This is a genomic window from Vibrio sp. Makdt (assembly GCF_027587015.1).
GTDB lineage: Bacteria > Pseudomonadota > Gammaproteobacteria > Enterobacterales > Vibrionaceae > Vibrio > Vibrio chagasii_B.
The window spans coordinates 1-26,604 of record NZ_JAPPTH010000042.1 but is presented as its reverse complement, the minus strand read 5'-3'; the positions used below and the strand labels follow the sequence as shown (position 1 = coordinate 26,604).

Below are 26,604 nucleotides of genomic sequence, written 5' to 3'. Positions count from 1 at the left end.
GAATACTGACTTCAAAACTACAAAAAGTAATTTTAAAGCTATTACCATTCCAACAGAATGATAATGAATTGACTGTGCCGATAATAAATTATCGCTTGGTCACTCAGTTCATTGAAATCAATGTAATTCCTAAGAATCAATTTTTGATATTCATCAACGAGTGCCCACACAGATTGATAGGTTTAAATTGTTAAAGAGCGCTAGCGTTTTGTGATTAACATCTCAATCGCTAGGGGTGCGTACTATACTCGCACCGTTTTTAGAGTCAAGGGTTATTTTCAAACTCTTTTTCTCTACCGATTTCGCTGTGTGACTTTCGTCTCACTCCGTGTCGGTGAGGCGGCATTATAGAGAGATTGAGAAGGAGCACAAGAGCTTTTTCAAATAAAAGTTTTGTTCGCCTAAAAAGCCACCAGATCCGCATTTTTCGAATAAAAACTAAACATTTGAGACGTATCACAGCAATACATTGGAAAAATGAAAGGCATGAACGTAAGATTCATGTGTCTATTTTGTTAATGGTAGATGCGTCTATTTCGTTTATTAATATGTAGTATTCCGATATGAACTCAAAAAAATCGATGTTGTTAATTGTCGCACTGGCTGTATTAGGCGGCATTGTTTTCTCTCAGGTAGATATATCGCCTGCAATTACCTTTATCCTTGGTGTCTTGGCTTCCGCTTTTGTTGTTAACTTTTCAAGCACCGACTCAAAATCAGATTCAGAACCTAAAGCTTCAACAAAAACGCTTTATGTGGGTAACCTTCCATACAAGGCGAACGAATCGCATGTTCGTGAATTATTCTCAGAACATGGTGAAGTGTTTGCAGTACGCTTAATGAAAGACAAGCGAACTGGTAAAAGAAGAGGCTTCGGATTTGTTGTTATGGCAAGTAATGATGTGAATCATGCAATCTCTGCCCTTAACGACAAAGATTACATGCAACGAACTTTAAAAGTACGTGTTGCGAATGATCCTAAGCATCCTGAAGCGGACGAATCTGAACAGAACTAAACCCTAACTGCTTCAACATACTATTTAGTGCACTTTCTTTCTTGGGAAGTGCACTACAAAAAACCTCTCTTACTCCCCCTTCTTCATGACCATCTTCTAAACCCAACAAATCTTGGACTCGTTTCGCTATCGCTTTACCCGAATCCACCAATGCCACGCTTTCGCCTAATACTTGCTGAATCTCAGACTTTATCAGTGGGAAATGGGTACAGCCTAAAACAGCAACATCAATGGTATTAATCATCGGCTGAAGGATTTGCTTGAGCTCTTCTAAGTTGATTGCCTCTCCTCTGAGCTTATCTTCGGCCATATCCACCAGCCTCGTCGAGCCAAGAAGTTCAACCCTCTTATTAATTGAGAAGTTTTTGATCAGTTCGTGCGTGTATTCACGGGTAATGGTCGCCGGAGTAGCAATCAGCCCCACCGCTTTGTTTGCTAGCAAAGAAGCCGGCTTGATTGCCGGAACAACACCGACAATAGGGATAAGATTATTGGCTCTGAGTGTAGGTAAGACAATCGTGCTCGCTGTATTACAAGCTATCACTACGATATCTATCGCGTGACTAGCCACAAAACTGGCGACTATGCTCTGAACTCTTCTAATCAGAACCTGCTGATTGAGCTCACCATATGGGTAAGCTTCATTATCGAATACATAGATATAGTTATGATTAGGCAATAGCTGACTTATCTCTTTATAGACAGATAGCCCACCCACCCCTGAATCAAAGACCAATATGTTTTTTTGTAGACTATCCGACACAACGATTACCTATATGTAGTTTCGCAGCAATAATACCCCTTCACTTAGTTTTCGCCAATCTTCACGCTATAGAATACAAGCTCGATAACGTTGATGTACAAAACGCTCACCTTGCTCTATCGCTTCTAGTTCTATATCAAGCTTTCCTTTAAAGCATGGTGCAGAGGTCACTAAGGTATGGAATTCTCCATCTTCACCACACGGATCCACATGGTTAGGTAATCCCTCTATTAGTTCATTGGTATATTTCAACCCACAGTAGCTAATATCTAGTGCGTTGCTGTCTACTGTGACTAGAAAGGTTTCGATTTTTCTGTCTATTATCTCTCGAGCTAACGCCTTGCTGCTCTCTCCCATGAGAGGGAACACACATTCCCAGCCTGCAGGTTCAATATAGCTTCTCCGGTAGTCGGCAATACCGTTACAAAACATATCACCAAATGCCACGCCATCAATTGATAAACCACACTCTTTCAATGCAGAAACAATCGTACTTTGATAGACCTCATTACTTGGGAACACTTCCGGAAGCTCGATAGTGATAAGCGGTAAACCGATTAATTGTGCCTGCATGGCAACCACATCAATAGGAGTGACTTGGAAAGGAACTTCATCTCCAACATAGGTAGTATAGAGAGCAACAACTTCATACTCAGCACTCTCAAGCAAACGCTCTAGGGTTAAGGTGGAGTCTTTACCTGATGACCAACTTATGATGACTCTCTTTTTCATTGATATACCCAATAATAAAAAACCGCCCGAGGGCGGTTTAGGTGTTAGTTAGAACTGGTAAGTAGCATTGACGTAATATGTACGCTCTGGCGATGGGTATCCACCAGCAGTTTCATACTCTTCGTCTGTTAAGTTATCTACTCGACCATTTAAGGTTAGGTTTTCATTCGCATAGTAGTTAACTGAAACATCGAACAAGCTATACGCGGCAAGATCTTCAGAGAAGTCAGGTCGCTCACCTACATATTGGTAACCTAGTGAAACATCAACCTCGTCGAAACTAGCCACTGCATTATACTTGTATATCTTCTTAGCTCGGCGTATTAGTTGCTCACCAGATTGATCTTCTGGGTCTTGAAAGTTAGCGCTCACTTGATGGTTAATAAAGCTAGTATCAAATCCAACGACCATTTCCACACCACGCAGTTGGCTTTCGCCATCGGTATTGTAGTACTTGCTTGTCGCGTAGTTGTAATCAATTAGGTCTTCGACGTTCGTGTCATAGCCAGTAATCGACCAGTCAATACCCTTGATTAAGCCACCAAAGGTCAGCTCAAATGAATCTGCCTTTTCAGCTTCTAACTGTGCATTCCCGTAGTAGCTATATAGTTGATACAAGTTAGGTGCTTTGAAGGATGTACCATAAGCTGCTTTTACAACAAGCCACTCAGCATAACGATAGCCTAGCCCTGTGTTGTAAGTCGTTTCTGTACCGAACTGCTCATTGTCATCAACACGAAGACTAAGTTCTCCGAACACTTTATCCGCATCTGCGTTTAATGCAGCGAAGTACGCAACATTCGTTCTGTCGTAGTCAGTATTCGAAGGCTTAACAATATAAGCCTCATCACGCCAATCTACACCGCCACTAAGAGTCAATGCCGAAGTCAGTTTGTATGAATTCACCCATTGAACATTTAGCTGTTCAAGCTCATCAGATGTTGCTGACGCTGAATTCTTGCCTAAAGACTGTTCGTAGTTCCAGTTATCTTGATTCTGATAGTTAACGTGGAAATCAGACTTAAGCTCACTGCCACTATATTTAACTCCAGCAGCAAAGGTAGAGTTCTGAACTTCAGCCTCTTTGTAAGAGTGGACAGGTGCTCCCGTTGTATAATCAACATAGGAACCATCATATTGAGAGATAGTCTCGAACATGCGGAAGTTAGCAAAACCACTCCATTGCTGATCAAAATTATGAACATAACCAATTAGAGCATTGCGTGATTCAAAGCCATGTCGGTCACCATCATTTATTCCCGGCATAGGATGAACGTTGTATCCCTCATCGGAGTCGTAGCCAACCGATACGTTTAAGTGACCATTTTCACCAACCTTGGTACCACTAACAAAGCTCAGCTCTTCGTAATCTAAACTTCCCAAGCCAGCGCTTACTGCCGTTTTTTCATTGTCGGAATTTGCAACGGTAATAATGTTGATAACGCCACCGATAGCTTCAGAACCATACATAGCAGCACGGGCACCTCGAACGTATTCCACTCGATCGACAAATGTAATTGGTAATTGGCTAAAATCGACACCACCTTTTGCAGCTCGCGCAAAACGAATACCATCAATTAGAACAAGTACTTGATCAGAGTTAGCACCACGAACAAAGATCGAAGCTTGCTGACCTCGGCCTCCATTTTGTGAAACCTGAATACCCGTCAATCGTCTAAACACATCTGTTAGAGACTTAGCTTGGATTCGATCGATATCTTGGCGTGTTACCACTTCAACTTGAGCGACAACACTTTCCGTGCTCTGCTCAAAACGGTTAGCCGTAACCACCATGGTTTCATCAGCAGATGCTTGTTGGGCGTGTAAATTGGAGATAGGTGAAAGCAGCGATGCTACAGCAACCGCTAAAAGGGATTTGTTCATGTTGTGATCCTAAATCGCGTAAATTCCTACCAAACCACATGTTATGGTTTAGCCGCTGGCAGGTATTCGGACTCAAGAGCACAACCTTATGGTTACCTGATATTCGACTTCCCACAAAAAGCTATTTGCAGTGTCTTATGAATACTCGTTCTCTTTTACCGCTGCGCGTCAGTTCTGGATTCACACCAGATTCCCTCTTCAGCCATCTATACATCTAAATGGCACCAGCTTGCCGAAGATAGTATTGACCTCTGAATCATTTGTCTAGTCTAAGATAGTTATAAGCTATAGTTTTCATGGCCTATTTACACTGATTGGCTCTCAACACTGGACAAGCGCCTGTGATTGAATAAAATCTGCGCTCTTGATTTAAAAGCACGACAGCAAAAGGCATAACAATGGCGAATTTAGATGTAAACCCGCAACGCTACCAAGAACAACTGGCAGAAAAGACTGAGCGTCTGACTGAAATGTTCTCAGAATATAATGTGCCTGAGCTGGAAGTGTACGAATCTCCAGAACAACACTACCGCATGCGTGCTGAGTTCCGTGTGTGGCATGAAGGTGACGATATGTATTACGTCATGTTCAATCAAGAAACTAAAGAAAAATACCGTGTAGACCAGTTCCCTGCTGCTAGCCGTCTTATCAATGACTTAATGCCTTTGTTAGTTGATGCAATGAAGGACAACCACTCTCTACGCCACAAGCTATTCCAAGTAGACTTCCTATCTACGCTTAGCGGTGAGATTTTGGTGTCTCTGCTTTACCACCGTCAACTAGGGGAGCAATGGATTCAAGATGCTAAAGCGCTAAAACAACAATTGAACGATGAAGGTTTCAACCTAAACCTGATTGGTCGTGCACGTAAGATGAAGATCGTATTAGACCGTGATTACGTTATTGAAAAGCTAGACGTAAATGGCGATAGCTACATCTACCAACAAGTAGAAAACAGCTTTACTCAACCAAACGGTAAAGTTGCTGAGAAAATGTTGGAGTGGGCCGTTGACTGTACTCAAGACAGTAAAGGCGATCTACTAGAGCTTTACTGTGGTAACGGTAACTTCTCATTAGCACTGGCACAAAACTTCGAGCGTGTATTAGCGACTGAGCTAGCGAAACCATCGGTTGAATCAGCGCAATACAACATTGCAGCCAACAAGATTGATAATGTTCAGATCATCCGTATGTCTGCGGAAGACTTTACGGTAGCGATGGAAGGCAAACGTGAGTTCCGCCGTCTGCAACAAGCAAACATCGATTTGAAGAGCTACAACTGCAACACTATTTTTGTTGATCCACCACGTTCAGGTATGGATGTAGATACTTGTAAGATGGTTCAAGGCTACGAGCGCATCATGTACATCTCTTGTAACCCTGAAACATTGAAAGAGAACTTAGAGATCCTAAGCGAAACACACGATATTACTCGTTTTGCTCTATTCGACCAGTTCCCTTACACACACCACATGGAAGCTGGCGTATTCCTAGAACGTAAAGCGTAATACTCGCTTTCCTAATCTAGGTAAAAGCCAAACGGTAGACACAAAAAAACGAGCCAATCGGCTCGTTTTTTTTGTTTATAGGTTGGATTAAGCTGTCTTACCGATAAAGCCTAACTTCTTACCTACCCAAGCGAGCAGTAGCATTGCAACGATAATCGCGAAGAAGTTAGAACCCGCATCTGGGTGTTGTGCTTTGACAAACGCAGAGTGACCAAATGCGCCCACGAAGAAACACGCTAAACCAACTAGCGGGATATCTTCCGATACTGGGTTAGTGAGGTACTCTTGGTAAAGTGCTTGTACAGCTAAAACTAAAGCAATCAGTGGGAAGATTGAGAAGCCCACTTCGCTCATTGTTACCCAAGATAAAAGTGCATCGCCACACACACCAGCAATCAGAGCCAGTACCAGTGTTTTTCTTTCTGAGCCACGGTTTACAGTATTATTTTCATTCGACATTATTCTATCCCGCCTTTTAATCGGTTACGTTCACGTTCTTTACGATACCAAAAAGCACCTTTGGCCATCATTCGCAATTGCATGATCAAGCGCTCAGCCAGTTCGTCTCGCTGACGTCGATCTAAATCTAATGCTTCTGCCCCTGAGTTAAAGACCAATATGACCGAAGCTTCTGCTTGCGTAAAAGCTTCATCTCGTGTCATGCCAGTCGTGATTAGGTATTCGGTTAACTCAGCAGAAAAGTGCTGTATCTCACGAGCCACCGCTGTACGAAACTCAAATGAAGTTCCTGAGCGCTCTCGCAATAACAGTCTGAATACGTTAGGGCTGCTTTGAATGAACTCCATAAAGGTTTCAACCGATGTGCGAATAACACTGCCTTCTTTTACTATACGCTGCCTAGCTTGACGCATTAGCTGGCGCAGTAGTAAGCCCCCCTCATCTACCATGGTTAAGCCAAGCTCATCCATATCTTTGAAGTGACGATAAAAGGAAGTCGGTGCTATTCCAGCCTCACGAGCGACTTCTCTCAAGCTTAGGTTGGAAAAACTACGATCGGCACTGAGTTGGCTAAATGCTGCATCGATTAAGCTGCGACGAGTTTTTTCTTTTTGCTGTGCGCGAATGCCCATTGGTTTCATACTTTATCAATTTCTTCTTTTACAGCCTAAACAGGCATGTCTAATACTCTGTTCAATATAACGCGAATCACTTATTTTTATAAGATACTCCGGTTATATAAGACACCAAACACGCCTCTTTGTTCACGTACCGAAGTAAATACGTTCGCAGAAAAAATTTCAATATCCACACCGCCATTTGGAGACATACGACATACCAAAAATTATTTTTTCGCTAGCACTGCGTGATCCCGCCGACTCTCTGATGCCCTTTTCATGTACGCAAGAACAGAATCAGTTAAAATCCCGCTACAGCAATGTTAATCAAATATAACAAGGAAGATATCTATGCCACACTCCAACCACTTTGATGTAATCGTAATTGGTAGTGGCCCCGGAGGCGAAGGGGCAGCGATGGGATTAACCAAAGCCGGGTTGAACGTTGCAATCATTGAAAAAGAGAGCAGCGTTGGTGGTGGTTGTACCCACTGGGGAACCATTCCTTCGAAAGCTCTGCGTCATGCTGTAAGCCGTATTATCGAATTCAATAATAACCCTCTATTCTGTCAGAACAACAAAAGCATTCACTCGACATTTTCCAACATTCTCGGGCATGCGAAATCCGTTATCGATAAACAGACTCGACTGCGTCAAGGCTTCTACGATCGTAACCAATGTACGCTGGTGTTTGGTACAGCTCGTTTCATTGATACCAACACTATTTCTGTAATGCAGAGTGATGGTACCGAAGAGCATTACAGTGCCGACAAGTTTGTGATTGCGACAGGTTCTCGTCCATATCAACCAGACAACGTCGATTTTCTACATGAACGTATCTACGACAGCGACTCGATTCTTTCTCTTAAACACGACCCGCAACACATCATCATCTATGGTGCCGGTGTTATAGGTTGTGAGTACGCGTCTATCTTCCGTGGTTTGGGCGTAAAGACCGATCTCATTAATACTCGAGACCGTCTGCTGTCATTCCTAGATAATGAAACCTCTGATGCACTTTCTTACCACTTCTGGAACAGCGGTGTGGTGATTCGTAACGATGAGACCTTTGAGAAAATCGAGGGCACTGACGATGGTGTTATCATTCACCTAGAATCAGGCAAAAAGATGCGCGCTGACTGCTTGCTGTATGCCAATGGTCGAACCGGTAACACTGACAAGCTGAACTTAGGTGCAGTTGGTCTAGAAGCGGACTCTCGTGGTCAAGTATCAGTGAATACCAATTACCAAACTAATGTTGACCATGTATACGCGGTCGGTGATGTGATTGGCTACCCTAGCCTAGCAAGTGCTGCTTATGATCAAGGTCGTTTTGTTGCACAAGCGATTGTTAAAGGTGAAGCGGAAGGTCACTTGATTGAAGATATCCCAACGGGAATCTACACCATTCCTGAAATCAGCTCAGTCGGTAAAACCGAGCAAGAACTGACAGCAGCGAAAGTACCTTATGAAGTAGGACGTTCTTCATTCAAACACTTAGCTCGCGCCCAAATCGCGGGTAAAGACATCGGTAGTTTGAAGATTCTATTCCACCGTGAAACCAAAGAGATTCTAGGTATCCACGTATTTGGTGAGCGTGCCGCAGAAATCATTCACATCGGCCAAGCAATCATGGAGCAAAAAGGAGAAGCGAATACTATCGAGTACTTCGTTAATACCACCTTTAACTACCCTACTATGGCCGAGGCGTATCGTGTTGCCGCTCTTAACGGCCTTAACCGTTTGTTCTAAATAAAGAACTAATAGGAGTGTTTGACCACCCATAGGCCAAATACATAAACAGCAAGCCATGGGCTTGCTGTTTTTATTTAAGCTATTGAAAAATATAGCACCGAGAGTAATTAGATCATGATGTTCTAAATGCCCTTTGACCTGTACACCTTTTATTTTTACCCATTAGAACTAAGCGAGAAATTCGCCCTTCTTCCACTGAGAAACAAATAACACACCAAGGCCAATACCGCGCATTGCCATAAAGCTCAGCATCGCAAGCCACAGAGCATGATTTTCTAAGCTAGACGCTAGGAAGAAAATCGCAAAGAAGCTGCAGGTCGCGACAAACATACTATTACGCATGTCCTTGCCTTTAGTTGCGCCAACAAAAATACCATCGAGTAAGAAGCACCACATTGAAACCAGTGGCATTGCGATCAACCAAGGCAGATACACCTCAGCTTGGCTTTTTACATCTGGGATGGTGGTGATCATATTAATTAGATTAGACCCAGCGATCGCGAACACTATGGTCAGAACCAAACAAATGTTGAAGCTCCAAAAGAAAGTACCAATCAACGACTGATTCAACTCATCTTTATCTTTTGCTCCTATCGCCTTACCCACCATAGCTTCCATCGCGTAGGCAAAACCATCCATTCCATAAGAGATGATCATCAAGAAACTCATCAATACCGCATTGGCTGCCACGACATCATCACCAAAGCTTGCTCCTTGAAAAGTCATGAAAGTAAATGTGGCTTGCAAGCACAAAGAGCGTAGGAAGATATCGCGATTCAGTTTTACGAAGCGGCTTAAACCTTGGCTGGTTTTCTTAATCAAAGCCCACGGTGATGGTAACTGTCTCTTTATCCAGATTCGATAAACGCAGAGCAGTCCAAACGTTAGACCTGCATAGTCAGCCAATACCGATGCCAGTGCAGCACCTTCCACCTGCCAACCGAAACCAATCACAAAAGCAACGTCCAACACGATATTGGTGATGTTAGTAATAATCACCATCCACATCGGCGCTTTTGCATTCTGAGTTCCAAGTAACCAACCCAAAATAACGAAATTCGTCAGTGCTGCAGGGGCACTCCATGCTCGAATGGAGAAATACTGTTGTCCATAATGCTTCACTTGATCACTGGCACTACTTAATGAAAAAACCAGGTCAGCCACTAACCCATGTAACAGTAAGAAGACACCAGCAAACCCGAGAGCCATAGTCACGCCCTGCACGAAGACCAAACCAAGCTGCTTGCCATCGTTTGCACCGTACGATTGTGCGGCAAGGCCAGTTGTCGACATACGCAAAAAGCCAAGCAACCAAAAGGTCACACTGATCATGGTGCCACCTAACGCTACACCTCCTAGATACCAAGAATGCTCTAAGTGGCCAATAACAGCAGCATCAACTAAACCCAGTAGTGGAACGGTAATATTAGAAAGCACCATCGGGATCGCGAGCAACAGCACTTGTTTGTGCATTGCTTGATTAGATAGCGTTTGGAAAATGGTTTGGGGATTAAATAGCTTCACGATCACCTCTTTGATTAGAGGCGATAGTTTAACCTAGTGAGTGTGCTTTCACTATGTTGTGAAATTTTTGCTTATTACTAATATGGCTTCGAGTATATGTAAATAGTGCCGCTTTAGCGCTACCACTTCACCAGCACCAATTGCGGTGTTAAACGCTTTTTAACCTGGGATATTTTGCACAATAGTCGCTGCCATAGTTTCCAACGATTGCATTGTTGTTCCAATGGCGAAAATGCTTTAACCCACTGCGCCCATGGCAGCCAATTCAGAATACTGTCGACTGGGGAAGATAAACCGTGTGCATAGTCACCAGAACCGAGCTTTTTCCCTAAAGTACTTGAACTCTTATCGCCCGCCAATACAACACACGCATGTGCATGAGTAAAGTAACGGCTAAGCGATTGAATAAAGTTTGCAGTTTGCTGCTCGTTACAATCCAGCAGTGCATGTTCACACACCACCATTACCGAAGCTTGCTCTGGAATATTGAGTTCATCCAACCATGTTAGGTCATCTACTGAACCACACTCCAAGCGGTAGCGTTCATTTTTGTGGAACAAGCGTTGTCGCCAAAGTAGATTCTCGGTTACATCCAGCTCTACCCAGTGACAGCGGCCATTGTCTAATCGGTAAAAACGGGTGTCGAGCCCTGCTCCTACGTTAATAATCCAAGCATCAGGATTGTGAGATAGAAATTGCTGAACTTGAGAGTCACAAAGTTGAGTCAATGTCGCGTAGAGAAGTTGTTGTTGGTCGAGTTCACCAGTAAGGCACTCAGGTGCTAGCTGGCAACGCTTACAAGCTTGAGCTGCAATAGGGTCATAAACTAGGCCATCATCGGCAAGGCTTTCTCGGCTGCGAAACCAAAGGTGTTGAACGAGGTTTGTCGGAACTTGAAGTTCTTGGTGTATAGATGCTTGATCAGCGGAAACCTTTTGATCAGAGGAGCGCGGCTTAGCTATAAGCGGCTTTATTTGAGGCTTGGTTTGGACTGGCATCATCATCTTCCTTGTATCTCGACAAAGAAGATGATAATGAATATCAATTACAATAACAAGTTATTGAGAATAAATATCAATAAGATGTTTGTACTGATTACATCCAATCCGTGTTGCGAATGATACCAACAGCAAGACCTTCAATAGACAAGTGCTGAGATTCTAGATCGACACGGATTGGAGAAAACTCTTCGTTTTCAGCATGTAACAGCACTGTCGAACCTTTGCGTTCTAGGCGTTTTACCGTTACATCATCATCAACACGAGCAACCACAACCTGACCGTCGCGGACGTCTTGTGTTTTGTGAACAGCAAGCAGATCGCCATCCATAATACCGATGTCTTTCATACTTTCGCCATTTACACGAAGTAAGAAGTCAGCTTGAGGTTTGAACATACCAGGGTCGACTTGGTAATGCATTTCTACATGTTCTTGAGCCAAAATAGGCTCACCTGCGGCAACCTGACCGATCAAAGGCAGACCTTGCTCTTCGTTCGCTGCATCTTCAAGCAAAATACGAATACCACGAGACGCACCCGGGATAATCTCAATCGCTTCTTTACGAGCAAGAGCTTTCAAATGTTCTTCTGCAGCATTTGCAGAACGGAAGCCTAATTCACGGGCAATTTCTGCGCGTGTCGGTGGCATACCGGAATCTTCAATCTTACCTTTGATAAGGTCAAAGACTTGTTGTTGGCGGGGCGTTAACGGCTTCATGATTCACCTGTCTTTTTATACAGTTAACTGTGAGTATATCCAGTAACTGAACAAAAGCAAAGCAATTGGTTGTTTTTAGTTCATTTTTCGCTAATTACAAAACCAAGATCTCGAACCACACATAAGCCGCAAGCGCTAAGCAGATGAAAACGGCTGCCGAACCGACATCTTTCGCCATTCCCGAAAGTTCATGATGTTCACTACCAATACGATCAACAACGGCTTCAATTGCAGTATTGATAAGCTCAAACACCATTACCAGCACGACCGATGACACCATTAAGATTCGCTCGACCTGGCTTACATCTAAGTAAAATGCTAACGGAATAAGAACCGTAGCCATAAAGACTTCTTGTCGAAATGCTGCCTCGTTTTTAAACGAACTTGTGATGCCTTGCCATGAAAAGCCTGCTGCTTTCACGATGCGTTTTAATCCGGTGTTTGATTTTTTGGTCATTTTTAACCCTATACTCAATCAGTCGATGAATGATTTTCCACAAACTTAACGGCAATATGACTATTTCCATTAAAAGGTTAGACCAGTTTCTGGTATTCTTGCATCGATTAAATTTACGCCTAGGCTTATCCCTATTTTACTTGAAGGATTTACCCTTTCTCATCATAGAAATAGAGATACGCTTAAGCACATTGAAATAACTATTGAGGCTGTGAACCTATATGTCTTCTGGACAATCTTTTTCACGTTCATTAATGAAATTACCTTTATCCGTATTGGTAAAAGGCACATCAATCCCTTCGAATCCAGTTGAAGATTTGCAGATTGATTTAGGCAAACCAATTGTATACGCCTTGCCGTTTCGCTCAAGCGTCGACCTGCTTACACTACAAAAGCATGCGCTAGAACTGGGATTACCGGATCCGCTAAGCAAGCTTGAAATAAGTGGTAAGTCACTGCCACGCTACGTTTTTATCTCTTCACGCAAAACTCTGTTGCAAGACGATGATTACGTACCAGCCTCTTCTATTGAAGTCTTCTCTGAGCTACTTGCATTGCATGCAGACGACTCAGAGCTGGATGTGCAAGTTATCCCTGCAACCGTATTGTGGGGCCGTAAGCCTGGTAAAGAGAATAACCAGAAGCCTTACCTACAAGCAATGAACGGCTTAGAAAAATCGAAAGCTGTACTACTCGCAGGCCGCGACTGCCTAGTGCGCTTCAGCCCTGTAGTATCTCTGCGTTACATGGCGAATTCACACGGTACCGACAGCACCATCGCACACAAACTAGCGCGTGTGGCTCGAATCCACTTCTCTCGTCAAAAACTGGCAGCATCTGGCCCTAACCTGCCAAGCCGTCAAGCATTGTTCGATCGCCTACTAAAATCAGAAGCGATCAAGAAGGCGATTGAAGACGAAGCGAAGTCAAAGAACATCTCCATCGAAAAAGCGAGCAAAGAAGCTCAAGACATCATGGATGAGATCGCAGCAAACTTCTCTTACTCACTGATCAAACGTGGCGAGAAGATTCTAGGTTGGTTGTGGAACAAGCTTTACCAAGGCCTACATATCAACAACGCTTCAACCGTTCGTAAGCTGGCACAAGATGGTCACGAGATTGTTTATGTCCCTTGTCACCGCAGCCACATGGACTACTTACTGTTATCTTACGTGCTTTACCATGAAGGTATGGTGCCTCCGCATATCGCTGCCGGTATCAACTTGAATTTCTTCCCTGCCGGCCCGATTTTCCGTCACGGTGGTGCGTTCTTCATTCGCCGTAGCTTTAAAGGTAATAAGCTGTACTCAACGATCTTCCGTGAATACCTCGCAGAGCTGTTCGCTAAAGGTTACTCGGTGGAGTACTTTAGTGAAGGTGGCCGTTCTCGTACCGGTCGTCTGCTACAAGCGAAAACCGGTATGCTAGCGATGACGATTCAGGCAATGCTGCGCGGCATGAACCGTCCAGTAACGTTAGTGCCTGTTTACATCGGCTACGAACACGTAATGGAAGTGGCGACTTACGCAAAAGAACTGCGTGGTAAGCGTAAAGAGAAAGAAAACGCGAGCCTAGTGATTCGTACTATCCGTAAGCTACGTAACTTTGGTAAGGGCTACGTGAACTTCGGTGAGCCGATTCAGCTTAACCAATACCTGAATGAACACTCTCCAGAGTGGACGAAAGACATCGATCCAATGGGCACCAGCAAGCCACAGTGGATGACGCCTGTGGTCAATGACTTGGCAACCAAGATGATGACACACATCAACGATGCGGCAGCGACCAACGCACTGACATTATGTGCAACCGCTCTGCTTGCATCACGTCAGCGTGCATTGTCTCGTGACTCTTTGGTTTCTCAAATCAACTGCTACTTATCTCTACTCAACAATGTGCCTTACTCAGACACATTTACGGTACCAAAAGACAGCGCGGAAGAATTGGTGAAACATGCAGAGTCTCTGAACAAGTTCTTGATTGAGTCAGACTCAATGGGTGACATTATTTCACTAGACCGTCACCAATCGATTCTGATGACTTACTACCGCAACAACATCATTCACTTGTTTGCTCTGCCATCGTTAATTGCTCAGATGACCATTCGTCAGCACGGCCTAACGATCGATGCGATTCAACAGAACGTAGCGGCAATCTACCCGTTCTTAAAGAAAGAGCTGTTCCTAAGCTACGACGAAGATCAGCTAGAGACTGTAGTTGCAAACATCATCGATGAACTGGTTAGCCAAGGTATGCTTGTTGTGTCTGACAACCAAGTCACCATTAACCAGTCAAACAGCCAAGCACTGATGCTGCTAGGTCGCACGATCTCAGAAACACTTCAGCGTTACTCGATTGCTCTGAACCTATTGGCAGAGAATCCGGAGCTGGATAAATCTGACCTTGAGCAGAAGAGCCAAGATATTGCACAACGTCTAGGTCGCCTTCAAGGCATCAACGCACCTGAGTTCTTCGATAAAGGCGTGTTTGCTTCGATGTTTGCTACGCTTAAGCAGCAGCAATATCTGGATAACGACGGTAATTGCGATTTAGAGAAGACTCAGCAGTTCGCTAAACTTCTGTACTCAATGCTTTACCCAGAAGTTCGTTTGACGATTCAAGAGAGCATCCACCAAGCAGAATAGTTTGTTGGCTAACTCGCTTTAAGCGCTCAGCTGAAAACGATCAAAAAAGGCACCCACTGTGGGTGCCTTTTTATTTGTGTTCATGTTGCCAAACCATCGCTTACCAAAAAGTGATGAACAAACCGATGGTGACGGCCATTCCTACATAATTGTTATTAAGGAAAGCCTGGAAGCATAAATCTCTATCGCGATGACGCATCAGGTGTTGTTGGTAAACAAACAAGCCGCCTGCTACCAACAATGCCCAATAGAAGGTGTCACCTAGGTGGTAATGCATGCCTAACGCAATCAACATCGCTAAAGTCACTAACTGCAGTGAGCCAACAATGAGCTTATCGAAACGGCCAAACAAAATCGCTGTCGACTTGATACCAATCTTCAGGTCGTCATCTCGATCAACCATCGCATATTGCGTGTCGTAAGCAATCGTCCACAACGCGTTAATCACGAATATAAACCACACAATGCTTGGCAGTTCATTGGTTTGTGCTGCCCATGCCATTGGAATCGCCCAGCTAAACGCCAAGCCAAGAAACAACTGTGGAAGGTGCGTAAAACGCTTCATGAAAGGGTAAATGAACGCTAGGCCAACCCCAATGAAAGAAAGCTTAATGGTCAGCGGATTCATAGTCAGTACTAACAAGAATGAAATCACGGCTAGCACTAAAAAAAGGATAACGGCTTCTTTACTCGACACCAGACCTGACGGCAGTGGGCGCTGCTTGGTACGCTTTACATGGCCATCCACCTTACGGTCAGCAAAATCATTAATCACGCAGCCTGCTGAGCGCATTAGTACAACACCCAACACAAATACGACCAAGACATCCAAATCTGGCATACCTTGTGCGGCGATAATCAACGACCATAACGTAGGCCAAAGGAGTAACAAGGTACCAATCGGGCGATTCATTCGCGTTAATTGCCAGTACGCTTTCGCTTTGGTGGCAAGCATTTACACACTCTCCTTAGAGTAAATGGGTGATGTTGGTAAAAACAGTTCTGCTACAAGCATCGGTTTATGGTTCATCCATAATCGAGAGCGGCGTGCGAGTAATCGTTCGTCGCCAGCGATAACCCAACCGACTTGCAGCGCGTCTCGCTCGACGTTCTCCGCACTAAAAACGGTCAACCCTAACGGGACATTACCTTGTTGAGAAAGGTCTGAATGCTGATCTTCTAATGTCACTCGAGGAATTAAGGTTCGGCCTAATACCCATGGTTCATCATCCCCATTCAAAATTACTTTGCGAAGTAAGCAATCAGACGATGATAAAAGGTGCTGCTCATCTTGTTGCACAATTGAGCGTTCTACAACTTGATTGTGAAGCAACTCCACAGACAGATGTTGGCAACACTTACCCAACTTACGGGAAAGAGAACCTTGCTCCATCAGCCACTCTTTGGTGGTTTCATTAGGAAAATCAAATGTTTCTGTACTTTGCCAATCTACATTCATTAAAGAATTAAGATACAGCGATATTGGCTGATTCATACTAGTATTCAATAGGTGACTTTACACGTACAATAAAGCTTCAACTTTCGAACAAAATTAAAGCGTCTTCGAATTGTAAACGTATTTAGATTTAGACCGTTCATTGTAACAAGACTAATGCGTTTCGAATATCGCGAATAAACTAAAGAAAAGTCACAAATATGCACAAACGTTATGTAGCCCAAATATTTCTTGCGATTACTCTACTCTTTTCAGCATCAAGTTTCGCAGAAGAGGAATCGGAACCTAAACTAGCCTACTTCACGCTAGAGCCAGACCTGACCACCAACTTTTACACTAAAGGTAAAAAACTGGGCTACATTCAAGTTCGTCTCGATATCATGGTGGCGAATAGCAAAGATTTAGCAACCATCGAGCATCACCAACCGTTGATTCGTGATGCGGTAATCGAGCTATTGGGCAAACAAAACGAAGAGACGATTAAGTCACTGTCCGGTCGTGAAGATTTAAGAAAAACGTTAGTTGAGCATCTCAACAAGATTTTACTTCCAGAGACGGGCAAAACCCTGATTGCGGATTTGCTGTTTACCAAATACCTCTATCAGTAACAGCGGGTATAAAACGAATCTAAAAAAAGCGGCTCATTTGGCCGCTTTTTTTGTTTCTATCGATGCTAGGAACTAACTTCTTGCCGATTTCGGCGCTTTCATTGAATCAACGAAACCGATAATCACACCCGCCGCTAGACCCGCTAGGTGAGCGGTATTGGCGATCGCCATAAACGGCTGCATGTACCCAAGTACCAACCACACCAGCATAAAGCCAACGATCTGTCTTGGGATTCCCAAACCAAGTTGCGGTGCTTTTGCGCCCACCACCCACAGGTAGCCAACCAGGGCATACACAACACCAGATAAGCCACCGAAATTGGCCCCTTCAACCCAGTATTGCCCAGCTCCCGACAACGCCGAAGAGACTGCAAAGATCTGAAGTAGCTTAAGACCACCTAACTTTTTCTCAATATCTCCACCCAGTTGCCACCACCACAAAATATTGAAAGCGATGTGCATAACCGAGAAATGAAGCACGGCATGGCTCAACCAACGCCACAATTGCCACTGCTGCCCGTCCACCGCCGGGAAGTGCAACGCATTGAAAATCGCTTGGCCAAAACCGATCTGCTGAAGTGCAAAAATCACCACGCACACCAACATGATGCTGAGTGTCACAGGGCCAGCCTTGGCTTTTATCATCCCCATGAAGCTAGGCGTGTGATAATGGAAGTGACTCTTTCTAGTCTCAGCCATATCCCAAGAGGCCGCTTGGTAGCGTTTATGATTGGGTTCCGACAAGAAGCGGTTGAGCTCCGCTTCTGTTTCAACTTGAAACTGGCCATCAAGCAGCCAAAGCGCAAAGCGCCCTTCTCCCTCAGGTGACATCTGAATAGGGATCTGGCGAGAAGCCATGTAATCAATAAATGCTTGAGCAAGACGTGGATTGTCTAACACCATCAGTCTAATCATTGTTATTTCCTATTCATGCTATGAGAGATATTTTAAGCGATAAAGGTCATTAGCCAGCAATCACAGGAAGTTCAGCACGGTGCCATGCTTCGAAGCCACCATCAACACTATATACCTCTTCAAAGCCTTGGTTCACTAAATATTGTGCCGCACCTTGGCTACTAATGCCGTGGTAGCACATTACCAAGATAGGTTGTTCAAACTCCACCTCATCCATAAACGAGACCATAGTGTCGTTTGTTAGGTGATAAGCAGTTTTTGAGTGAGCAACCGCGAAAGATTGCGGGTCGCGGATATCAACAAGTCGAGCTTGGCCTTGTTCAATAAGGGCCTGAGCACCTTGCACGTCGATATGTTTAAACTGGTCCATGACTTTCTCTTTTTATACTGATTTACTTTGCTGCCATTGTAACCTATCCCAAGGCTAACAATCACATCCACTTAATAAGGTTATCCACCAGCGATCACTTTTACACCATTTGTGGATAAATCTGTGAATTGCGTGAATAAAGTGCCTTTGAAAAAATAGATCCACAACATGTAGTGATGATCCTGATCTAACTGTGGGTTAACTAAAACATATCCCCACTCAAAAAACACGCTCAAAGCCTTACTACACCCTGCTTTTAGACAGCTGACGAATAAACTTGTCACAGAGTTATCCACAAAATCATTTTGCAAATTACGATCGCAAAAGTTGAGAATTCGATCCAAAACAAAAAGGCCGAGATCTCTCGATCTCGGCCTTTTCAAAATTCAGTTTTTTGCTAGCTACTATTTAGAAACTAAGTGCTATTAGAAATCGCCAACGGCTTGTTTCAATTTCTTCATCGCATTCTTTTCTAACTGGCGAACACGCTCTGCTGAGATACTGTAGGTATCCGCTAAGTCTTGCAGCGTTGCTTTATTGTCATCTAACCAACGTGAGCGAACAATGTGTTGGCTACGCTCATCTAGGCTTGCTAGTGCTAGACCTAAACGGTTATTGGTGTGAGACTCCCAGTTAGATGCTTCAACCGTTTCAGCAACGTCTGACGCTTTATCTTCTAGGTAGTAAACCGGAGCTGTGTAAGCAGAACCGCCGTCATCGTCATCCATTGGTGCTTCAAACGTTGCGTCTTGCGCTGCCAAGCGAGATTCCATCTCACGAACTTCAGAGGGCTCAACACCCAGTTCACGAGCGACTGTCTCAACTTCACCGTTATTAAACCAACCTAAACGCTTTTTAGATTTACGAAGGTTAAAGAACAGTTTGCGCTGTGCCTTAGTTGTCGCAATCTTAACGATACGCCAGTTACGCAGAACGTACTCATGAATCTCAGCTTTGATCCAGTGAACTGCGAAAGAAACCAATCGAACGCCAACCTCTGGGTTGAAACGCTTAACGGCTTTCATTAGACCGATGTTACCTTCTTGAACGAGATCAGCCATAGGCAGCCCGTAGCCAGAGTAACCTCTTGCAACGTGCACCACGAATCGTAGGTGTGAAAGGATCAAGCCTTTCGCAGCGTCGATCTCACCTTTGTAATGTAATCGCTCTGCAAGTCCACGTTCCTCTTCAGGCGTCAGCATTGGGTAGCTGTTCGCTGAGCGGATATAGCTGTCTAAACTATCTTGTGTGACTAAAGCCATTTGATACGCTTGGTTTGCCATTCGGTTCCTCATCAATCTCTGATCTGGAGTAGTACATCTATTAAAACCCAACAATCTTGAACCTAAAATGAACAGGTTTCAAGAAGGGGGAAGTAATTATGCATAATCAATTCGTCTATACAAGGCAAAAACTGGTTAAGAAGTGCCTATTTTTCGTCTAAATATGACTCTATTCACCTAAACAGGTTCAATTTCTTTTAGGTGACGCTGTGCAGAAAGCTTCGCAGCCACACTACCCAGCAGGGTTCCAACGATCAAAAGCAGTAATGATTCATCCCAGCTTAGGCCAATTAAGCGGAAGTGGCTGTCGTAAAGCTGAGCCAAGTCATCCACCGCGCTGTTCAGTAACACGGTAATTAATGCCGTCATTACCCATGCGCTAATAGAGCCTAATACGCCGAACCACATACCTGAATATAGATATGGTCGAAGAATGTAGCTGTCGGTGGCACCAATCAGCTTCATGGTTTGAATCTCTTCCTTATGCGCCAACACATTAAATCGTAATGTGTTGCCGATAATCAAAAACACAGCGCCCAACATCAATACCGTTAGGGTAATGACGATGACAGCGGCTAGCGCTTTAATCGCGTCTAATCTTGCTAACCAATCTTCGTCTAAACGAACATCAGTCACTAATTCTTGTTTTTTAACTTGGCCTGCCAGCTCTTTGATTTGAGCATCGCTTTGTACGCTTGGTGTTATCACCAACACACCTGGCAGTGAATAGTCGTCGAGAATAGTTAGGGCATCATCAAAGCCAGAATACTGGCTGAGGTCAGCAAGCCCTTGTTGAGGTGAAATATACTCCACCAGCTCAACTTGGTCCCAACTTTCGATTTCATCTTTAAGCACCATCACTCGAGGCTCGGGAATGCCATCCTCTACATAAGCACTAATTTGTGACGGGCTTGTGACATCTTTTGCCACTTCTCCTACGTTTTTCCCTAGTAGGTACAAACACGCAGGCATTGCTAAAGCCATAGAAATAACCGCAAGCGTCAGCAAGTTACCTAACGGACGTTGCCACATCTGCGAGAACGATGACTTAGCTTGCTTCCAATGCACCACAAAGAAACCGTCACTTGAAGTGCGGTTTGCAGCGCGATTAGATTGAGGTTTTTTGATGCGCTTATTAGCGGCCATAGTCTTCAACCTCACTCAAAAAGCCTTGGTTTAATTCAAGATGACGGTATTGAGGGCGAGTGTTCACTAACCCGATATCGTGCGTCGCTAGGATGATCGTCACACCGGCACGGTTAAACTCTTCAAACAGTCGCAATACGCGGTTAGATAATTCCGGGTCTAGGTTACCCGTAGGCTCATCCGCAAGCAGCAGAGTTGGACGGTTTACCACAGCGCGGGCAATGCCCACTCGTTGCTGTTCACCACCAGAAAGCTGGCTTGGCAAACAGCGTGCTTTATCTAATAAGCCAGTCTTGTCCAACGCAGCACTGACTCGGCGCTTTATTTCATTTTCAGAAATAGATTCGATACGCATAGGCAGAGCAACGTTATCAAAGATAGAGCGATCCATCAGCAGACGGTGGTCTTGAAAAACAATCCCGATATTACGGCGTAAGAATGGGATGTCTTTAGCAGGAATACGAGTGATATCGTGATCGTTGAACCAGACACGCCCATCAGTCGGGCGCTCAATCGCGCAAATCAACTTCAGCAAGGTACTTTTACCTGCACCGGAATGCCCGCCTAAAAATGCCATCTCTCCACGTTTGAGATGGAAGTCCACTTTTTGGAGTGCTTGGCGTCCGCCTCGGTAGGCTTTGCTCACTTGCTGAAATTTGATCACCGAAAATTCCTCTTACGATCACTAATATCAAATTTAAAACGATAGCAGGTTAAGGATAAACCACTTTGCTACTCGCGTTACTCTTCGCGGCTAAATAGAGCTTCAATGAAGTCTTTTGACTCAAATGGACGCAAATCATCAATACCTTCACCAACACCAATGTAACGAATTGGAATCTGGAACTGATCGGCAATTGAGAAAATCACACCACCTTTCGCGGTGCCGTCTAACTTCGTTAGCGTAATACCGGTTACTGGTGCAACTTCACTGAACAGTTTCGCTTGGCTGATAGCATTCTGACCTGTACCAGCGTCAAGTGTTAGCATGATTTCGTGCGGTGCAGAGTCATCAATCTTCTTCATGACACGAACAATCTTGCGTAGCTCTTCCATCAGGTTGCTCTTGTTCTGCAAACGACCCGCTGTATCGGCAATCACAACATCCACGCCACGAGCTTTAGCAGCTTCAATCGCATCGTAGATAACAGATGCACTGTCTGCGCCTGTGTGTTGAGCGATAACCGGCACATCGTTACGCTGACCCCAAACCTGAAGTTGCTCAACAGCTGCTGCACGGAAGGTATCACCCGCCGCTAGCATCACTTTCTTGCCTTCGTTTTGGAATTGTTTCGCTAGCTTACCGATAGTGGTTGTCTTACCAACACCATTCACACCAACCATTAAGATAACGTAAGGCGTTTTCGTAGTATCAACCACCAATGGCTGTTCCACTTGGCTTAAGATCTCTGCCATCTCTTCTTTCAGCAGACCATAAAGCGCTTCGCCATCTTTTAGGTCATTGCGAGATGCTTTTTCTGTCAGGTTTTCAATGATCTTAACTGTGGTGTTCATGCCCACATCCGCGATCAGCAGCTGCTCTTCTAGCTCTTCAAACAGATCATCATCGATTTTCTTGCCTTTGAACAAACCAAAGAAGCCTGCACCAATGTTTGCTTTAGTACGGCTTAGGCTACGCTTAAGGCGAGCAAAGAAGCTTTCTGTTGGCTTCTCTTGTACTTCTTCAACCTGAGCTTGAGGAACAACTTTTTGTTCCTGTTCTGCTTCTGCTTCTGCTGCGACAGGTTGCTGCTCATCTTGAGCCTCTTCCAGAGTTTGCTCTGACTCATCAGGCTGAGATTCTACTGACTGAGCGGCTTCCGCTTCAGGCGCGACTGATTCAGCCTCGACTTGTGATTCAACTTCAGTTTGATCTTCAACGTTTTCTACGTTCGCTTCATTCTGAGTTTTTGGGCTTTGTTCTTCTTCACCAAAACCAAGCCACGATAATAATCCGCGCTTCTTTTTTTCCGTCATCAGAGGAGTTTCCTAGATCTACTAATTAGCTGTATTGGCTTAATGCACGTCGACTCTTTGCTATTGTTATACAATACAAGCTTGTACAAACGAATAGTAAAGAAAAATGACAAAGCAGTGATAAGTTTGCTTTTAGCTTGATACACTTTGTCATTGCAAATTTATTTAATACTCGAACCAACTTAAATTGGGCTCGGTATAGTATCACTTTATTAGCGGTCAAAAAATCTATGGTAAGACGTCGCCAGCAAAACACATCACAAAAAAAGCCTTCCGGTGGCTTTGTTCGAATTATTAGTGGTTCATGGAGAGGTAGAAAGCTGCCTGTTCATGATTTAGAAGGCTTACGCCCAACCATTGACCGAGTAAAAGAGACACTCTTTAACTGGGTCGCACAAGATATCCCAAATTCGACCTGCTTAGACGTATTTGCAGGTTCTGGTGGTTTAGGTTTTGAAGCAGCTTCTCGCCAAGCAAAAATGGTGACACTGCTCGAAATGAATCAAAAGGCCGCTAAGCAGCTTTCTGATAATGCTAAAGAGCTCAAAGCAGACAACATCAATGTGGTAAATACTGATGCTATCTCTTTCCTCAAAAAGCCAGGAACACCTTACGATGTGGTATTCCTTGATCCACCATTTCGTAAAGGCTTGCTAGCAGAAACGGTACAGCTACTTGAGAACAATGGTTGGCTTGCGGACGACGCGATTATTTACGTCGAAACAGAGAAAGAACTCAAGCTAGAAGCAATGCCAGAAAACTGGGAACTGCACCGCGATAAGACAACTGGGCAGTCGAGCTACCGACTGTTCAACCGAATCACTGAAGAATAGGAATGATTGAATGAATATCTTGCTTCCATTGGCCAAAGCCGCTATCGCCTTTGTATGGTTTGTGTTGATCGTCAACATTTTCCATCCGTTCCCTGGTAATGCTGCAATTGCGCTTTACATCATGACAGCGTTCTTGTTCTTTATGCACGGCTTGCAGATGCTGATCTTTATCGGTGCCTTCGGCGATAAAATCGAAATGACGCGTTGGGAAAAATGGTCCATTCTGATTTTTGGAATCTTCGCCCTACTCGATATCCGTCGTAAGTACATGATGTAATCGAAAGCTGTTACCAAACAACAGATACCAAAACGCCGCTCAGTTGAGCGGCGTTTTTTTATTGAATAATGATAACGCTACTAAGACATGTAGCCCTTCACACCGTCTAAGAACATTTGAGTCGACAGCATAACAAGTAACAAACCCATCAGGCGCTCGATCGCTTTCAGCCCTCTCTCACCTAATACACGCAAGAAGAAACCATTAAACATCAAAATGAAGAAGGTAGCTCCCCACGCCAGCATTACAGCGGCTGAAAGCTCAAGCATGTTGTCTGGATGCTGGGTTGATAACAGAATTAATGCCGCAATCACTGAGGGACCTGCAATCATTGGGATCGCCATCGGCACAATAAACGGCTCTTCCCCTGCCGCAAGCCCTGTAATGCTGCCTGCGCTCGGGAAAATCATCTTAATCGCGATGATAAATAGAATGATACCGCCAGAGATGCTCAAGGTTTCAGGCTGTACGTGTAGGAAGTTCATGATGCTTTGACCCGCAAACAAGAACAGCAGCAAGATAACCAGTGCGAACATCAGCTCACGAATCAGAACAATACGGCGACGCTTCGGATCAATATGCTTAAGGATAGAGAGCACGATTGGCAGATTGCCAAGCGGGTCCATGATAAGAAACAGCATGGTTGCTGCAGATAAGATTTCCATAAGTTTGTCTCGAAAAGCGAAGGTGCGCGGAGTATAGCAGTCTCAACATTGATTTTCGAACGCAGTCATAAGCTGACTAACTTATGTCATTGCAGCACGTTAACGAGAACAAACAGGTAAGAATAGAAAGAGCGGATACCACAAATGCATCCACTCTCAAATCACTCAAGATTAGTGATTACACACACGCTCGCGATTCGTGCACAACTTGTCATCGACAAGCACGACCTTTTCCATCTTCAGGAAAAACTTCAGCAATCCATCTAAATCCAGGCCGTTCAGCTTACACGTATGAAAACGCGCTTCTACGCCATAAGTTTGAGCGAGCTCTTGCGTCAACTCTTCACGAGTCAGTGGCTTTTCACTCAGTAGGTTTAAAACGTTGTGTGCATGAATTTCGGTAGTCATAACTCTATCTCATGTTTAATGAACTAGACGTAGAGTACCTACTTTCATCTGAGCTGCCTTGATGTAGCTCAGAGTTGAGTTAGCTCTACCCTAAATGGTAAGGGAAGCAACAATGAGAGCGTGTGCCAGAAAGTAGCTGCCCGTCACCCAGAAATAAGCACTTTTGATCGGGCTGCGGTAACAGTTAAGTGCATAAGCCAGTGCCGAGAGCAACAATACGCTACAACCTGCAAATCCAACCGCGTGCGATAACTTAGGGTCAAGCAACCAAACCTCACCAGAAGCCCAAGTTAACTGAATAAGTACAATCCCCATAATCACAACAGGAAAAACAAGTTTATCTAAACGTGGTAGCAGCAAGAAGAAAGCCACAACACAAGCAGCTAAGAGTAAGGCGAACAACCACCAGACCATTTCTCCAGACAACTGCAACCAAAAGGCTTTGCTATAGCAGAGTTGAGCTAGCAGAAAGCAAACAAAATATAGGGGACGTTTTTGAGTGAGGGTGTGAAATACATCTGCGATCGCCGAGATCGCCAGGCCAGCAACGACCCAATACGTATAGTCAGCAACAACAGACTGAGTTAAAGCAATGATCGCTAATAATACAAAGGTAAATACCTTATACGATAAGGCCTGACCGATATGTCCTTGTTTCGTTCCTGCTACTGCTCCGATACCAGATAAGGAAACCGCTAACCAACTCCACATACCACTTGCCCTATTGCTTTAAATCGTCGCCAGTCTAGGCACACGAATATTGATGTAAAGCCTCAGCCCCTCAAAATTGGATCTTGATTACGCTTCCACTAAAAAGAGCATCTTTAGATTGAAGTCGTCACAATTAACGATTCGAGAATGGTGATTCGTTTAAAACTGCAGCAAATCATTATAAAACCCTCTTAAACTTCGCTTAGAGAAGCCAGATCCCGTTTTCACCTAGTTATTCTCTCAAGATTTCCTTATTTGCCACTAAAAAACGCCCATTATCGACTTTAAAAAATATAAAAACGAACATAAAAACCGACTATTAACAGCAACTTACAAACAAAAAACACAGATTAACTGGAAAGTAAAAACGTCATTCCAACCTAGACTTATAAAGTGGGAAAGTTACTTTTAAAATGACGAGTTTTGTCAGTTTTTTTTAAGTTCCATGTAAAAACCACCACAAAAACCAAAGCAAAAACCCTAAAAACCATCAAACCCCCACCCATAAAGCACCAAGCCTTATTAATACAATTTAACAACCATTAACAATATAAATTACACAAAACAACCATTACAAAACAACAACTTAAATCAGTTTAGAACAAACATAAATCACAACGAACAAAATAAGAACACACCAAAAACCACACTTAAACACACCAAAAAAAGCCATATACCAATACTTTTCTACTACTTTTGGGGCTTTCGAAAGTAATTCTTGATCTAAAGCTATAAGTAGTGCTATTCTTTAAAACATAGCGAGAGACAACCAAATTTAGGAGTAGTGTTATGATTTCATCTTCGCAAAGACAAGGACTTGTAATGATCGCGGTAGTTGTTGGTCTAATGACACTACCGATGATGTACTAAGCAAGTTAC

The 26,604-nt window shown here is 43.9% G+C and carries 28 protein-coding genes and 1 riboswitch; of the genes, 8 read left to right on the top strand and 20 right to left on the bottom strand.

The window, feature by feature from the left end; translation table 11 throughout:
* On the top strand, window positions 1-194 hold a 194-nt coding region (locus tag OH460_RS26490; RefSeq protein WP_270000112.1), incomplete at its 5' end, for a hypothetical protein.
* A 369-nt stretch (window positions 195-563) separates the two neighbouring features.
* Window positions 564-1,016, top strand: coding sequence for an RNA recognition motif domain-containing protein (locus OH460_RS26485; protein WP_102425826.1), 453 nt, complete (start codon window positions 564-566; stop codon window positions 1,014-1,016).
* Here the strand turns inward: OH460_RS26485 and murI are convergent.
* The 3 genes from murI to btuB are packed head-to-tail and all read right to left on the bottom strand — an operon-like array spanning window position 979 to window position 4,395.
* Window positions 979-1,785 carry a glutamate racemase gene (murI, locus tag OH460_RS26480; protein WP_205416605.1) on the bottom strand — a complete coding sequence of 269 codons (807 nt, stop codon included), beginning with the start codon at window positions 1,783-1,785 and terminating at the stop codon, window positions 979-981. The two genes, OH460_RS26485 and murI, sit on opposite strands and share 38 nt — an antisense overlap.
* Window positions 1,786-1,845: 60 nt before the next feature.
* Window positions 1,846-2,511, bottom strand: coding sequence for an adenine nucleotide alpha hydrolase (locus OH460_RS26475; protein WP_270000111.1), 666 nt, complete (start codon window positions 2,509-2,511; stop codon window positions 1,846-1,848).
* Window positions 2,512-2,559: 48 nt separating this feature from the next.
* The gene (gene btuB, locus OH460_RS26470; protein ID WP_270000110.1) at window positions 2,560-4,395 is read right to left on the bottom strand and encodes a TonB-dependent vitamin B12 receptor; all 1,836 of its coding nucleotides are present in this window, start codon (window positions 4,393-4,395) and stop codon (window positions 2,560-2,562) included.
* 40 nt (window positions 4,396-4,435) lie between these two features.
* Window positions 4,436-4,639, bottom strand: a riboswitch (cobalamin riboswitch).
* 154 nt (window positions 4,640-4,793) lie between these two features.
* On the opposite strand from btuB, the gene trmA reads away from it, so the two are divergent.
* The gene (gene trmA / locus OH460_RS26465) at window positions 4,794-5,903 is read left to right on the top strand and encodes a tRNA (uridine(54)-C5)-methyltransferase TrmA (protein ID WP_055318286.1); all 1,110 of its coding nucleotides are present in this window, start codon (window positions 4,794-4,796) and stop codon (window positions 5,901-5,903) included.
* An 87-nt stretch (window positions 5,904-5,990) separates the two neighbouring features.
* Here the strand turns inward: trmA and OH460_RS26460 are convergent, their stop codons facing one another.
* Window positions 5,991-6,362 carry a YijD family membrane protein gene (locus OH460_RS26460; protein WP_004740556.1) on the bottom strand — a complete coding sequence of 124 codons (372 nt, stop codon included), beginning with the start codon at window positions 6,360-6,362 and terminating at the stop codon, window positions 5,991-5,993.
* Entirely contained in the window at window positions 6,362-7,003 is a 642-nt protein-coding gene (fabR, locus tag OH460_RS26455; protein ID WP_270000109.1) for an HTH-type transcriptional repressor FabR, read from the bottom strand. The genes OH460_RS26460 and fabR overlap by 1 nt, the downstream gene beginning before the upstream one ends.
* Window positions 7,004-7,330: 327 nt before the next feature.
* Between fabR and sthA the strand changes: the two genes are divergently transcribed.
* Window positions 7,331-8,731, top strand: coding sequence for a Si-specific NAD(P)(+) transhydrogenase (sthA, locus tag OH460_RS26450; RefSeq protein ID WP_105057898.1), 1,401 nt, complete (start codon window positions 7,331-7,333; stop codon window positions 8,729-8,731).
* 171 nt (window positions 8,732-8,902) lie between these two features.
* Here sthA and dinF read toward each other — a convergent pair whose 3' ends face one another.
* From dinF to OH460_RS26430, 4 genes are all read right to left on the bottom strand, one after another.
* Complete coding sequence (dinF, locus tag OH460_RS26445) at window positions 8,903-10,258, bottom strand: MATE family efflux transporter DinF (protein ID WP_270000107.1); 1,356 nt, start codon at window positions 10,256-10,258, stop codon at window positions 8,903-8,905.
* 119 nt (window positions 10,259-10,377) lie between these two features.
* Entirely contained in the window at window positions 10,378-11,256 is an 879-nt protein-coding gene (locus tag OH460_RS26440) for a class I SAM-dependent methyltransferase (protein ID WP_270000106.1), read from the bottom strand.
* 97 nt (window positions 11,257-11,353) lie between these two features.
* Window positions 11,354-11,974, bottom strand: coding sequence for a transcriptional repressor LexA (gene lexA / locus OH460_RS26435; RefSeq protein WP_004740541.1), 621 nt, complete (start codon window positions 11,972-11,974; stop codon window positions 11,354-11,356).
* Window positions 11,975-12,068: 94 nt separating this feature from the next.
* Window positions 12,069-12,431, bottom strand: a complete 363-nt coding sequence (locus tag OH460_RS26430) for a diacylglycerol kinase (protein WP_270000104.1) — start codon at window positions 12,429-12,431, stop codon at window positions 12,069-12,071.
* Window positions 12,432-12,652: 221 nt separating this feature from the next.
* Between OH460_RS26430 and plsB the strand changes: the two genes are divergently transcribed.
* Entirely contained in the window at window positions 12,653-15,076 is a 2,424-nt protein-coding gene (plsB, locus tag OH460_RS26425; protein ID WP_008224245.1) for a glycerol-3-phosphate 1-O-acyltransferase PlsB, read from the top strand.
* 100 nt (window positions 15,077-15,176) lie between these two features.
* Here the strand turns inward: plsB and ubiA are convergent, their stop codons facing one another.
* Together ubiA and OH460_RS26415 are read right to left on the bottom strand one after the other, a co-directional pair.
* Window positions 15,177-16,031, bottom strand: coding sequence for a 4-hydroxybenzoate octaprenyltransferase (ubiA, locus tag OH460_RS26420; RefSeq protein WP_008224247.1), 855 nt, complete (start codon window positions 16,029-16,031; stop codon window positions 15,177-15,179).
* Entirely contained in the window at window positions 16,032-16,571 is a 540-nt protein-coding gene (locus OH460_RS26415) for a chorismate lyase (protein ID WP_162884274.1), read from the bottom strand.
* Between the two features lie 161 nt (window positions 16,572-16,732).
* Between OH460_RS26415 and OH460_RS26410 the strand changes: the two genes are divergently transcribed.
* On the top strand, window positions 16,733-17,140 hold the full coding sequence (locus OH460_RS26410; protein WP_004740536.1) for a flagellar basal body-associated protein FliL: 408 nt from the start codon (window positions 16,733-16,735) through the stop codon (window positions 17,138-17,140).
* Window positions 17,141-17,212: 72 nt separating this feature from the next.
* On the opposite strand, the gene glpG is transcribed toward OH460_RS26410, so the two are convergent.
* From glpG to ftsY, 6 genes are all read right to left on the bottom strand, one after another.
* Window positions 17,213-18,055 carry a rhomboid family intramembrane serine protease GlpG gene (glpG, locus tag OH460_RS26405; RefSeq protein WP_171731726.1) on the bottom strand — a complete coding sequence of 281 codons (843 nt, stop codon included), beginning with the start codon at window positions 18,053-18,055 and terminating at the stop codon, window positions 17,213-17,215.
* A gap of 49 nt (window positions 18,056-18,104) precedes the next feature.
* Window positions 18,105-18,425 carry a thiosulfate sulfurtransferase GlpE gene (gene glpE / locus OH460_RS26400; RefSeq protein ID WP_004740534.1) on the bottom strand — a complete coding sequence of 107 codons (321 nt, stop codon included), beginning with the start codon at window positions 18,423-18,425 and terminating at the stop codon, window positions 18,105-18,107.
* Between the two features lie 425 nt (window positions 18,426-18,850).
* Window positions 18,851-19,708, bottom strand: a complete 858-nt coding sequence (gene rpoH, locus OH460_RS26395) for an RNA polymerase sigma factor RpoH (protein ID WP_004740532.1) — start codon at window positions 19,706-19,708, stop codon at window positions 18,851-18,853.
* A 177-nt stretch (window positions 19,709-19,885) separates the two neighbouring features.
* Window positions 19,886-20,854, bottom strand: coding sequence for a permease-like cell division protein FtsX (gene ftsX, locus OH460_RS26390; RefSeq protein WP_186171924.1), 969 nt, complete (start codon window positions 20,852-20,854; stop codon window positions 19,886-19,888).
* Window positions 20,844-21,518: a cell division ATP-binding protein FtsE gene (gene ftsE, locus OH460_RS26385; protein WP_004740528.1), complete on the bottom strand. Its 675-nt coding sequence runs from the start codon at window positions 21,516-21,518 to the stop codon at window positions 20,844-20,846. Before ftsE ends, ftsX begins: the two co-directional genes overlap by 11 nt.
* 77 nt (window positions 21,519-21,595) lie before the next feature.
* Entirely contained in the window at window positions 21,596-22,831 is a 1,236-nt protein-coding gene (gene ftsY, locus OH460_RS26380; protein ID WP_270000103.1) for a signal recognition particle-docking protein FtsY, read from the bottom strand.
* A gap of 230 nt (window positions 22,832-23,061) precedes the next feature.
* Between ftsY and rsmD the strand changes: the two genes are divergently transcribed.
* Window positions 23,062-23,664: a 16S rRNA (guanine(966)-N(2))-methyltransferase RsmD gene (gene rsmD, locus OH460_RS26375; RefSeq protein WP_171731723.1), complete on the top strand. Its 603-nt coding sequence runs from the start codon at window positions 23,062-23,064 to the stop codon at window positions 23,662-23,664.
* A gap of 10 nt (window positions 23,665-23,674) precedes the next feature.
* Window positions 23,675-23,941 carry a DUF1145 domain-containing protein gene (locus OH460_RS26370; protein WP_004740523.1) on the top strand — a complete coding sequence of 89 codons (267 nt, stop codon included), beginning with the start codon at window positions 23,675-23,677 and terminating at the stop codon, window positions 23,939-23,941.
* An 80-nt stretch (window positions 23,942-24,021) separates the two neighbouring features.
* On the opposite strand, the gene OH460_RS26365 is transcribed toward OH460_RS26370, so the two are convergent.
* From OH460_RS26365 to OH460_RS26355, 3 genes are all read right to left on the bottom strand, one after another.
* Window positions 24,022-24,606, bottom strand: a complete 585-nt coding sequence (locus OH460_RS26365; protein ID WP_239938203.1) for a YhgN family NAAT transporter — start codon at window positions 24,604-24,606, stop codon at window positions 24,022-24,024.
* 171 nt (window positions 24,607-24,777) lie between these two features.
* Window positions 24,778-25,014: a YecH family metal-binding protein gene (locus OH460_RS26360; protein WP_270000102.1), complete on the bottom strand. Its 237-nt coding sequence runs from the start codon at window positions 25,012-25,014 to the stop codon at window positions 24,778-24,780.
* Between the two features lie 90 nt (window positions 25,015-25,104).
* Window positions 25,105-25,725 carry a lysoplasmalogenase gene (locus OH460_RS26355; RefSeq protein WP_061034239.1) on the bottom strand — a complete coding sequence of 207 codons (621 nt, stop codon included), beginning with the start codon at window positions 25,723-25,725 and terminating at the stop codon, window positions 25,105-25,107.
* Between the last annotated feature and the right edge of the window lie 879 nt (window positions 25,726-26,604).